The 10,807-nt window shown below is 59.8% G+C and carries 12 protein-coding genes; 3 read left to right on the top strand and 9 right to left on the bottom strand.

Translation table 11 applies throughout. The features are described 5' to 3' along the window. The 6 genes from KBZ07_RS10370 to KBZ07_RS10345 form a co-directional block, all read right to left on the bottom strand. Window positions 1-795, bottom strand: a 795-nt coding sequence (locus tag KBZ07_RS10370) for a hypothetical protein (RefSeq protein WP_254931539.1), incomplete at its 3' end; no start/stop codon positions are given. A gap of 339 nt (window positions 796-1,134) precedes the next feature. Continuing rightward, window positions 1,135-1,533, bottom strand: coding sequence for a PPC domain-containing DNA-binding protein (locus tag KBZ07_RS10365; RefSeq protein ID WP_254931538.1), 399 nt, complete (start codon window positions 1,531-1,533; stop codon window positions 1,135-1,137). Beyond that, the gene (locus tag KBZ07_RS10360) at window positions 1,530-1,919 is read right to left on the bottom strand and encodes a hypothetical protein (protein ID WP_254931537.1); all 390 of its coding nucleotides are present in this window, start codon (window positions 1,917-1,919) and stop codon (window positions 1,530-1,532) included. The genes KBZ07_RS10365 and KBZ07_RS10360 overlap by 4 nt, the downstream gene beginning before the upstream one ends. Before the next feature lie 267 nt (window positions 1,920-2,186). Continuing rightward, window positions 2,187-3,353 (bottom strand): diguanylate cyclase, encoded by a 1,167-nt coding sequence (locus KBZ07_RS10355; protein WP_254931536.1) that lies wholly within the window; start codon window positions 3,351-3,353, stop codon window positions 2,187-2,189. 46 nt (window positions 3,354-3,399) lie between these two features. Continuing rightward, a complete protein-coding gene (locus KBZ07_RS10350) occupies window positions 3,400-4,212 on the bottom strand; it encodes a phosphate/phosphite/phosphonate ABC transporter substrate-binding protein (protein ID WP_254931535.1) in 813 nt (270 codons plus the stop codon). Between the two features lie 934 nt (window positions 4,213-5,146). After that, window positions 5,147-5,506, bottom strand: a complete 360-nt coding sequence (locus KBZ07_RS10345) for a hypothetical protein (RefSeq protein WP_254931534.1) — start codon at window positions 5,504-5,506, stop codon at window positions 5,147-5,149. A 161-nt stretch (window positions 5,507-5,667) separates the two neighbouring features. On the opposite strand from KBZ07_RS10345, the gene KBZ07_RS10340 reads away from it, so the two are divergent. The 3 genes from KBZ07_RS10340 to gorA are packed head-to-tail and all read left to right on the top strand — an operon-like array spanning window position 5,668 to window position 8,065. Further along, complete coding sequence (locus KBZ07_RS10340) at window positions 5,668-6,195, top strand: rhodanese-like domain-containing protein (RefSeq protein WP_254931533.1); 528 nt, start codon at window positions 5,668-5,670, stop codon at window positions 6,193-6,195. A 49-nt stretch (window positions 6,196-6,244) separates the two neighbouring features. Beyond that, window positions 6,245-6,697, top strand: a complete 453-nt coding sequence (locus KBZ07_RS10335) for an OsmC family protein (protein WP_254931532.1) — start codon at window positions 6,245-6,247, stop codon at window positions 6,695-6,697. Window positions 6,698-6,700: 3 nt separating this feature from the next. Continuing rightward, window positions 6,701-8,065 (top strand): glutathione-disulfide reductase, encoded by a 1,365-nt coding sequence (gorA, locus tag KBZ07_RS10330; RefSeq protein WP_254931531.1) that lies wholly within the window; start codon window positions 6,701-6,703, stop codon window positions 8,063-8,065. A gap of 64 nt (window positions 8,066-8,129) precedes the next feature. Here gorA and hemN read toward each other — a convergent pair whose 3' ends face one another. The 3 genes from hemN to KBZ07_RS10315 form a co-directional block, all read right to left on the bottom strand. Continuing rightward, window positions 8,130-9,506, bottom strand: a complete 1,377-nt coding sequence (gene hemN, locus KBZ07_RS10325; RefSeq protein WP_254931530.1) for an oxygen-independent coproporphyrinogen III oxidase — start codon at window positions 9,504-9,506, stop codon at window positions 8,130-8,132. A gap of 45 nt (window positions 9,507-9,551) precedes the next feature. Beyond that, window positions 9,552-10,244: a biliverdin-producing heme oxygenase gene (locus tag KBZ07_RS10320; protein WP_254931529.1), complete on the bottom strand. Its 693-nt coding sequence runs from the start codon at window positions 10,242-10,244 to the stop codon at window positions 9,552-9,554. Window positions 10,245-10,269: 25 nt separating this feature from the next. Further along, the coding region (locus KBZ07_RS10315; protein WP_254931528.1) for a long-chain fatty aldehyde decarbonylase at window positions 10,270-10,807 on the bottom strand (538 nt) is incomplete at its 5' end.

Here is a 10,807-nt window from a genome sequence, read left to right as displayed (position 1 = left end):
GCCCAGTCCGCGGTAGCTCATCAAAAGCAACAGTTCACCGCCAAGACTAATACAAGCTGTGTACACAAGAAGCAGACCAAACAACCACCACCAGCGCATATAGAGAAACTGCTCTGGACCATAAAAAACAAGTGTGATCATCCCAAAGACCAACGCTGCCATAAGATTTGTCAGGCCAATCGTCAGGCCTGCAGCCCACCCCTTATCCACCACGATTCGATTCAGAACCCCGGAAGCAGAAAAGGACAACACGCTGAGCAAACCCCAGGCAAGACCCACAGGATCCAGGCAACTCCAGGGCGCAGCGGATGGTAACGACAGATCAACGTTACGGCTGATCAGCAATCCCAATGGCAGCAACGCGAAACTGAATCCAAATCGCTTGGGCAGAGGTTCTCGTAGGAGCAGCTGTGCTAGTAGGGCAGTGACGGGGAGAATCAACGTAAACAGCAACGTCTGGCTAATCACGGTCAGGCTTTGAAGCTCCAGGAAATAGCAGATTGGTCCAATCAGGCTACCTAGGGCCGCACGCAAACACAAAAGGCTTCGATCGCGGAGCACAAGTTGTGGCAATTGACGCTTCAGGCTCCCCCGATCCAGCAGCAGCACAACCAATCCCGTGGCCAAATTGGCGAAGAAAAAGACGTTGCCAAAGCTGATTGGATCCTCTCCCCCTGCCGTTCGAAGCAGCGTGGCGGCACCTCTTTCCTGCAGCCACTTCAGGACGCTTGCATCACAGCCGCGCAACATCACATAACCCAAGAGAGCCAGAGGCGCCAATCTGGTTGGAATCATTCCTTGGATTCCAATTCAACGATATATTAGTTTCATACCCTTCGGGTTTGCCACGGGTCCAGTCACTGGCGCTAACTGTGTTGGGCGTACCTGAGTCGCGATCTGACGGCCATCGCCGAGCGCTCGGGCGCCAGCACTGATGTCGGAGCGAAGCTGCAAGCACCGCTAAGGGGACTGAAAGATTTACTGGCCCCCCTTGCAGTACAGCAGCCGGACGATCCGTCAGGCATTCGTAGACGAAGACTCCCGCGCAGCGGTAGCCACGATGCAGCAGACAGTGGTGCGGGGCTACCAGCGCGGCGAGCGAACGTCGAATGGCCTGTTGCGACCTTGGCCCGCTCACCCTCCAACCCCCAGCTCGTCCTGCGCCGCTAGAGCGGGCGGCTTTCTTCTGAGGGGCCTGCACAACGACTGGAACGGCGGCTGCCGTTCCTCAGCCCGGAGCTTGAGGACTGAGTTGCAGCTCGGCGTAACCGGTGGCTGGATCGAGCTCCCGGGTGAACTGCCACTCCGGTAGCTAATCAGCTCGGCGGTGGTGCGCATCAGTGACCCCGCGCAGAGGTGCCCGCCGATCATCACACCCCTGCTGTCTGCCACAGCGATGTGCAGCTGGACCACCGAGAGGCTACCGATACCGCTAAGCAAACAGGCGGCCTGCTCCTCCTGTTCTCCCATCCAGGCCTCCAGGGCCTGGCGGAGGTCATCACCTGGCGGCAGCCGCAGCGGCACCACCTTCATGATGTCGGTCCCTCAGCAAGTCCCTGGAACATCACCAGCGCATCGACATAACCCAGCTGCCTGTGGCGAAACGCCGCTGGCTCACCACCAGGTTGAACTTCATTGCCCAAAACCCCAGCAGCCACATAGCCAGAGTTGCCCACATGGGCGCCGAGAGCTAGGGAGTTGGGCCTGAGGTAATAGGTGCCCAGCACGGCACCGGCCGGCTCCACGGCCACCATCACCGCCTGGCTCTGCTCCACCCACGCTTGGCTGGCCGAATCGTGGGGGAAGGTTTCGCCGGCGCGGAACACCGGCTCCAGCAGAGCCCGCAGCGCCGGCCAGTCGGCCGCCTCGAAGGGGCGGATCTGCAGGGGTGGTCGGGAGTTTGTCAGAGTGGTGGGCAAAGGGACCCTGATGATTCTCTCCCCAACGGGTGTCTGTGGTTTCACGGATCACCTGTCTGGGGCCTGGCAGGCAAGGGTTAGGGATTTCTTCTGGGAGAAGATTTGCTCAAGGCTTGAGCTTCACGGCGGTGTTCTTGACTCGGGTTATGGAGCCCAAAATTTAAGAACACGGGAAACACAAATGGCGTATTGCTCTCTACTTTCGCCGCTCTGCTCGCCTGGGGGTACTTCGCATGAACTACCGCTGCATGAAACCAACCTGTGCAATCAGAAGCCTTTGGGTGCGATTGCCACCTGGCGCTTTCCATTTTGCTTCACCAGATACATCGCGCGGTCTGCCAGCTTCACCAGGCTCTCCAGGCACGAGGAGGCATTGCTATCGGCGTCACTTGGGTGCTCGCAGAGGTTGGGGACAAGAGACTGCTCTGCATCCAGCACAACGCCGATACTGGCACCGATACGTATCAAATGATCGCCAAGCCGAAAGGGTTGGATGAGACCATCACTGATGCGCTGAGCCAGGGTTAAGGCCAGCTCCCGCTCCGAGCAGCCGCGAAACACCGCAATAAACTCATCACCGCCGATGCGCCCCACGCAGTCACCCTCGCGGAGATAACTCCTCAACCTTTGGGCGACGGCTGTCAGCAACAGGTCGCCAATGCCATGGCCGTGGACGTCGTTCACTGTCTTGAAATCGTCGAGGTCGATCATGCAGACCGCCAGGGCTGCGGTAGCCCGGCTGGCCGGGTTCTGAAGGGTCTCGAGCAGAGCTCGCTCAATGCCGCGTCGGTTGTAAAGGCCTGTGAGTGGATCCGTAAGGGCGATGCGCTCGAGATCGAGCTTCTCATCATTCAGTTGTTGCTCCCGCAGCTGAGCTTGGCGCCGCATCTGACGGTTTCCTGATACCAGCAGGGTCCCTACCAGAGCGGCCGTCAAGCTGCCCAGCACAAGATATTGCTGGGCAAGCAGTCTGAGCACCGCATCGGTGCTCGAGGACCAAGTGCGCAGCTTCAACCAGCCAACAGGCAAGCCGGCTTCTATCGGACTCCAGCGGGTGGTGATCCCGTTTGTCGTAACAGGGGATTCCAGCCCAGAACGTGGCGGCAGGATTCGCTGGGGGACAAAAACCAATTCAGGAACATCAGAAGGTCTGCGACGCTGTAGATGCACCAACACCTTGCCTTCGGTATCGACAACCAGGGCGGAGGCGATGGTTTCATCAGCCATGGCCTGCTCGAGGCGGGATTCCATGCCCGCATAGTCATCAATTGCCAACTGATCAGCCAGACCTAATGCCAGCCCACGGGCCAGGGCCATGCGGGCCCGCTCCTGAGCCTGTTCGATCAAGCTCCGTGACTCCTGGTAAGAGATCCAGCCGAGCACCCCTCCGGTGACAAGGCCCATGCTCACCAAGGCCACCAGAGATCGCTGCATCCCCCAGCGCGGGAGCGGTGGGGGATCCCCAGCAACAACTGAATGCTCAGTCACCGCCCAGCACCACAAAACGGCCCAATCCAAGCCGGTTCAACGGGGCGTAATCCCTGGCGTGGTCTGCACGAACAGGATTGGGCATCTGCGCAGTCTCCAGCAGTGTGCGTCCCTCGGGATTAGAGGCCAGCTGCAGGAAAGCCGCTCGCACCTTGGCCTGGATCGCCGACGGCACGCGCCTGGCGGCGGAGAAAGGGTGGGCAGGGAAGACAGGCGTGCGCCAGAGCACACGCAGCTGCTGTTTCACTTCCGTTCGCTCCCTGACAAGAGTGTTATTGACGCCCCCACCGGCCTTGCTGCTGCCGAGTACGACAGACCGGTACACATTGGAGTGGGTCTCCAGGTAGCGGGGATTGATTGTGATGCCATCGCGCGCCAGCAGCGCCCTGGGTAACAGGGAGGCTGCAAAGGAGTTTGGTGAAGGGAAAGCAACCACCGCTCCCTGGAGTTCACTGATCCGTCTGATGGGACTGTCGCGGCGCACCAGCAGCACCCCCTCCAGACCCTTGCGATCCCTCACCAGAGGCACAAAGCCCTGCCACTGGTTGGCCAACACCTGGTGGTAGGGGTTCAGGAAGGCAAAATCCAGGGCGCCGCTGCGGAGCTGCTGCTCAAAGGCCGGAATCGTGCCGGCTACAACCAACTCAAAGCACTGACCAGAACGCTGGCCCACCGCGGTGAGAACGGGCTGCCAGGCAGCAATGGTCTGGCGTGGCGGCAACTGGGGCACCACGCCCACGCGCCAGCTGGGTGCTCCGGCTTTGCCCACACAACTGGAGGCCTCTGCGGGTTGTTCAGCCAGCAACAGGTGGCCAACTGAAAATATTGCCGCAAATGTTATTTGGCATAACAGGCCCAGTGGCGCTTGGAGGAGAGCTAGCCAACCCCGCTGCGGAACAGTGGGCGGAGGCCAAATAGCAGCAGCTGAAGGTGGATATTCGATTTTATTCCCAGAAAAGCAAGAGCCGAATGCTTTAAAATAGAACATTATTTCAAAACTAGCGGTTACTTGTAGGTTAGGTGGCTTCTCAATAATCTGGTTCCTGCCTTTGCGGCTGTGACTTTGCTCGATCAGTCAAATCAGGTCCGCCTGAGCATGGGGATGCCACCGTAGTACGGATATACTTGCGCACCAGCGTCCTGACTGGCTCGGTGAAGTTCCCTTCCATCGTTTTGCAAAGGGATTCGGAGGCTACAGAGATGGAAGACACCCGGCCTGAATGGCCATCCACTGCATCGCATGTGCCCCGGACATAACGGAACGTCACCCTCAGACACCTGGCCCTAGGTGCTAGCGCCGGCAACTTCGACCACAACTGAAGCCCTCATCAGATTTCACGATCTGATCACCAAGCAAAACCCAAGCGCAGCTGCGCTTGGCCCCCTTGGGCCCTACCCCCTGGGACTAAACCACGGCTGAGCAGGCAAATGCCCGGGGCCCATCGCTCGGGTGCCTACTAAGGGATGGAGAAGCAGCCTCGCTTTGCGTGCCCAACCAGTGAGTGCAAGTTGGTTGATTTCTATCTCAAGCAACCGCCTGGTGTTGCTTAAATGAGCGAACCTCGCGGCGTGAATTGGGACATTTGAAAGGGATTGCCGATTCAGGCCGCTACCTGGTGGAAGGTGGCGGGATCGTGACGGATCCGCGGGAACGCCAGTAGGCCTGCTCGCGCGAAAGACAGACCTCGGCCACTCCTATTTTCAAAATCAACCCAAGGCAACCCGCCCTAAAAGGATCCTCAGTAATTCTTCTTGTGCTGCTTGGCTTCCATGCTGGCTTCGAGGCAGTTCAAGGCAACAAAGCTAAGGCCAATGTCCGCCTTGGCATCACAATCCAAGCCTTTGCCACTTCCTTTTGGGGGGTCAATGTTTACCAGCGCGTGTCCAGGGTCTTTAGGGTCTTCGGAGAAACAAATGGCTGCATTGCCTCTGGGACACTTCACATATGGCGTACTTTTCAGTAGGTCCATTGAGGCAATGATGATCTTGCTGGTGGTGCCCGCATCCATACAAACAGCACGCGTAAGCTGCTGTTGATTATATGCGGTCATGAGATTGACTTGTTGCGCATGGGCACTCATTCCGGCACCAGCGATCAAGGAACCCGCAAGCAATCCCAGATTCGAGAATTTCAATTTCTAAAACGACAGAATCAAACAACCTACCATCGCAAGCCAAAAATTGGGCGCGCCAGGGCCCCATTTGGGCATTTCTGCCCTTTATGCGGCTATAGTCATAGAAATGAGAGCAGTGCCAAGCCATGGCCCAAGCAACCAGCCAGCGCATCACCGTTCACGACCTGGCCCAGCAGTTGGCTGAGCAGCGGGTGAAGGTGGTCGACGTGCGCGAACCAATGGAATACGCCGGTGGCCATATCGCCGGCAGCCTGAACGTGCCCCTCTCGCGCATCACCCAGGCCGACCTGCCCCAGGGCCCCCTGGTGCTGGTGTGCCAGAGCGGCAATCGCAGCACCAAGGCCCTGACCCAGCTTCTGCAGCAGGGCCATCCCCACCCCTTGGTCGACCTGGAAGGCGGCGTTCCGGCCTGGCAGCAGGCCGGGCTGCCGGTGCGCAAGCTCCAAAACGCCCCCCTGCCCCTGATGCGTCAGGTGCAGATCGCCGCCGGGTCCCTGGTGCTGCTTGGGCTAGTTCTCAGCCATGCCCTTGCCCCGGCCTGGATCCTGCTCAGCTGGTTCGTTGGAGCAGGGCTGGTATTTGCCGGTGTAAGCGGCTTCTGCGGCATGGCCAGGCTCCTGGCGGTGATGCCATGGAACCGGGTGAGGGCCTAGAGAAAGAACTAGCCGACCTGCCCATCCACCAACCCTTTCCCTTGCCCCCATGGCTGAGCAGAACGAACGCAATTTCCAGTTCAGGCTTCGCAGCAGCCATCGAGCTCCGGAGTACCAAACCAGCAACCTGGTGGTGGAATTCCTCGCCGATAGTGGCCTATGGGAGCCCCAGCAACTCAGCATCACCATGACGGGCTTTCGGCTCTATTTGATTTCACTGTTGCTCTGTCAGCACTTCTACCTGGTGGCCAATGCCAATGAGAGGCAAATCCCCCTGCAGCAGGTGGATGCAGACTTTGAGGTGACCACCAGCAGCGATTGGATCGTGAGCTCCGTCGTGGGCGATTTCCGAATTCGCATCGAGCAGCTGGTTCCAGGCGAGTCTGCCCAGCCCAGCACCGACTCCATCGCCTTTCTGGAGAAGCGGATGAAGCTCTGCCCCATATCCCGCAATCTGCCCGACAGCGTAATAAAGAACATTCACCTCTCCGCGCTCGCCTGATCCATGCAAGTCCCTTTTGACCTGATCGTGCTCGGCGCCGGCTCCGGTGGCCTGGCTGCCGCCAAACGCGCCGCGCTCCACGGTGCGCGGGTGGCGATCGTGGAGGGTGACCGGGTGGGCGGCACCTGCGTAATCCGGGGTTGTGTGCCGAAGAAATTGCTCGTGTACGGCTCGGCCTACAGGCACCTGCTGGCCGACGCACCTAGCTACGGCTGGAAAATCAAGGCGGTGCAACCTGATAGCGCCACCCTCCTGGCCAACGTGCGAGCTGAGGTGGATCGGCTCAACAGACTGCACATCGGCTTGCTGGAGAAGGCCGGCGTGGAGCTGCTGCGGGGCTGGGGACGCTTCAGCGGACCCACGAGCCTGGTGGTGACGGCGGCCGATGGCAGCGAGCAGGAGCTCCACGCCAAGCGGATCCTGATTGCTGTGGGCGGCCGGCCCCATCGCCCCGAGATCCCCGGCGCCGAATTGGCCTGGCTCAGCGACGATCTATTTGAACTGGAGCGCTTCCCCGAGCGGGTGGTGGTGGTGGGTGCGGGCTTCATCGCCTGCGAATTCGCCTGCATCCTCAATGGCTTAGGCGTGCAGGTGACCCAGCTGGTGCGCGGCGATCACCTGCTGCGCGGCTTCGACCGCGAAGCCAGCGAAGCGGTGCGCGCCGGTATGGAGGCAGAGGGCGTCGAGATCCGCTTCGCCCACTCCCCAGCGGCGATCACCGGCCAGTGCGCCCCCGGCGAACTCAGCGTCACCACCCAGAGCGGCGAGTCGATCGCCTGCGGTGGCGTGCTGCTGGCCACCGGCCGCAGGCCTTTCCTGCATGGGCTCAACCTGGAGGCTGCCGGCGTGGCCGTGGAGGGCTACCGCATTCCTGTAGATGGCGACCAGTGCACCAACGTGGCCGGCATCTATGCGGTGGGAGATGTAACAGACCGCATCAACCTGACCCCAGTTGCGGTGGATGAGGGCCGCGCCTTTGCCGATACGGTATACGGCCACAGGCCACGCCAGGTAGACCACAGCCTGGTGGCCAGCGCGGTATTTGCCCAGCCGGAGTTGGCCAGCGTGGGGCTTACCGAAGAACAGGCAATCGAGCGCTGCGGCATCGATGGAATCAAGCTGCACCGGGCCCGCTTCCGCCCGATGAGTCAGGCCCTGCCGGCCAGAGGTCCCAAGGTGTTGCTCAAGCTGATCGTGGAGACCGCCAGCAACAAGGTGCTTGGCTGCCACATGGTGGGCGAACACGCCGCTGAAATCATCCAGATGGCAGCGATCGCCATTGGGATGGGAGCCACCAAGGCCGACTTCGACCGCACCATGGCCCTGCATCCCTCAGTGGCAGAGGAATTCGTGACAATGCCTAATTAAAGAGTCCAATTGAAAGTGTCAAATTAAAAGTGTCTCTTCTGGCTGGGCTGGCTCTTATGGGGCATTAGATCAGGCGTGAGCCGCGGGCCTGCTGCCGCTGAAGCGGATCCAGCACTGCAGCAATACTGCGCAGGAGCCAGCGGCCTTCGGGGGTCACAGAAGCCGTGCCAATCCCCTTGGATTCCCTCAGCTTGACCAAGCCATCGCGGGCCAGGGCCTGGAGGTCTAGCCATTCCTGGGGATAGCGATGTAAGGGGAGGTCAACCTGGAATTGACACATCACCTGCTTGATCAATGAGCGGCGCTCAAGTAGATCGGGATCATCCACAACTAGGCCCCGCTCCGTAGGCAGGCAACCCGAGCCTAAGGCTTGATAGTAGGCCTTGAGGTCGCGATGATTCTGTGAAAAAAGGCCTGGAAACTGACTGATTGCTGTAGGACCTACTCCCAAAAGGTCCAGGTCACCACCTGTTGTGTAGCCCTGAAAATTACGATGCAACGTTCCTGCTCGGGCTGCCTCCGCCAAGCTGTCGCCATGAAGGGCGTAATGATCCAGACCAATCGCTTCATAGCCATTGGCGCAAAACTGGTCTCTGGCTAGCTGAAGCATGGCAAGTCGCTCCCGGGGGCTGGGCAGATCAGCCGCTTCTATTTTGCGCTGGAGCGGTAACTGCTCCGGTAAATAGGCAAAGGAAAACATCGAAATCCGATCGGGCCCAAGCTTGCAAACCAAATCCAACGTGGCCTGGAATCGGTTGATTGTCTGCAGGGGCAAACCACAAATCAAATCTACGTTTATGCTGTCAAAGCCAGCCTCCCGCAACCAGGCCATGACCCGACGTAACTGGTCAACTGGCACCACCCGATTGACCGCCTTCTGAACTTCTGGATCTGCATCCTGGATGCCAAAGCTGATGCGGTTAAAGCCCAGCCTATGCAACTCCATGGCCTGATCACGACAGACGAACTCAGGGTTCAACTCGATCGATGCCTCCAGCTGGGGCGCGAGATCAAAGTGCTGCTCAATCAAACCCCACAACGTCGCCATTTCGGCGTCATTGAGGTAATTGGGAGTGCCCCCGCCTAGGTGCAACTGGGCCAGGGCTCGGCACTGGGGCATGGCGGCAGTCACCAACTGGAGCTCCTGGGCCAATGCCGCCAGATAGGGAGCAACCACCTTCGAACCCAGTTGGGTGGTGACCCGATTACAGCCGCAATACCAGCAAGCGTGGCGACAGAAGGGCACATGCACATATAGCGACAGGGGCTCGCTACAGGGCTCTGCCAACTGTGCTTTCAGCTGAGCGTTGCCCACCGCTGAACTGAAGGCTCCAGCTGTGGGATAACTGGTGTAGCGAGGAACGGGTTTGTCGTACTTGAGCAATAACTCAATCGGCGTAAGCCGCGTTGACGTCGTGGTGTCAGGTGCGGGGGGCAACATTTGTAAATACAAGCCAGGATGGGAAGGACGCAGCAGCCCCAGGATTCAGGGTTGGGGCAAATCGGCCAGTTCCGCCAACAGGCGCTGAGTAGCAGCGAAAGCCAATTCGGCTTCACTCAACAATTCCTCCTCTTCAGCTGTCGAAAGATCGAGCTGCTCAAAAGCGTCGTGCAGCGAGTGCTTGAGTTCAGCGGTGGAACGATCAAAACACCAGAAGTCCAGAGCAGGCAGCTGATGGCGCTCCAGAATGGCGTTGGCATGGGCGGCCAACTGTTGCCCGCCCGAGAGGTCGCCGCCGTAGCGCACATAGACATGGGCCATCAGGCGATGGGGGGCCTGCTGGGCCAGAACCCGCAGCTGCTCCAGCCAGATGGCTGCCGCCGCCGAAGGAGGCGTGGCTGGCAGCGTCGCCAGTTGGGCACAATCGTGGGCCAAAACTGCGGTTCTAGCCAGGTGGGGCCAAGGCGCTGTGCTGGCCCCGAGGGCCGCAGCCGCCTCAGGCAGCTGTTGCTCTAAAAATGCACAGGGCGCCCCCAGGGCCCGAACCAACGCCGCCAACTGCAAGGGGCTGACCTGATCATCGAGCAAGGCTTTGGCAAATGGCATGCCCTCGGCTTGGTGATGGGCACGACCGATGCGGGTATGGAGCTTGCGCACCCGCGGACCGAAGCCCTCACGGAGAGCAGCATCGGCCTGGTCGGCGTGGTCTGAGATGGGCTCAGCCTGGGGGGAGTGCATGGAGGGAGTTGCATTTGAAAAAACGCTAGCATAGTTTCGTTGTAGCGCTCTTGCTTGTCGCCCTGGCCATCGGAGCGGAGGCCGCAGCAGAAACAATCAGGCGGCTCGCTGTTTTGGCGTCGTAGCCGACCGTTTCAAGGCAGGACTGGAACAACTCAAAGAAGCTGGCCACCAGGTCGAGCGGATCCATCCCAATGGCACGCATGTCGGGGGCAACGGCCTGCAGGATTGCAGTGGTGACGGGCAGAACCTTGCGGCAGATGGAGCTCATGGCCGGCTCCAGTTCAGGGAAGCGGGATTTCAGCCAAGACTCGGCGTAATTCAGGTGCTCCGCCTCATCCTTGAGAACACGGGCAGTAATGGGGCGTGCATAGGCATCGGCCACCGGCAGGTAGTGGCGATAGGCGGCCACGGCGAAACACTCCACCACCAACCCCTGGATCACCAGGCATCCCGCCAAGTCACCAGAGCGATCGCACTCCAGGAACAAATCATGTAGGGGGTCGAAAAGCTGTTTGGCCAGCACCAGATCCGGCTTGATGCCGAGATGGTGGCCACATCCA

The organism is Cyanobium sp. BA20m-14 (assembly GCF_024346295.1).
The sequence above is the reverse complement of the archived record's forward strand: the minus strand, read 5'-3'. Positions and strand labels throughout refer to the sequence as shown.

Bases quoted from the DNA above. Each gene is read 5' to 3' on its own strand.
- KBZ07_RS10365 (WP_254931538.1), bottom strand. From the start codon at position 1,533: ATGAAGGTGGTGCCGCTGCGGCTGCCGCCAGGTGATGACCTCCGCCAG.
- KBZ07_RS10355 (WP_254931536.1), bottom strand. From the start codon at position 3,353: ATGCAGCGATCTCTGGTGGCCTTGGTGAGCATGGGCCTTGTCACCGGA.
- KBZ07_RS10340 (WP_254931533.1), top strand. From the start codon at position 5,668: ATGGCCCAAGCAACCAGCCAGCGCATCACCGTTCACGACCTGGCCCAG.
- KBZ07_RS10335 (WP_254931532.1), top strand. From the start codon at position 6,245: ATGGCTGAGCAGAACGAACGCAATTTCCAGTTCAGGCTTCGCAGCAGC.
- gorA (WP_254931531.1), top strand. From the start codon at position 6,701: ATGCAAGTCCCTTTTGACCTGATCGTGCTCGGCGCCGGCTCCGGTGGC.
- hemN (WP_254931530.1), bottom strand. From the start codon at position 9,506: ATGTTGCCCCCCGCACCTGACACCACGACGTCAACGCGGCTTACGCCG.
- KBZ07_RS10320 (WP_254931529.1), bottom strand. From the start codon at position 10,244: ATGCACTCCCCCCAGGCTGAGCCCATCTCAGACCACGCCGACCAGGCC.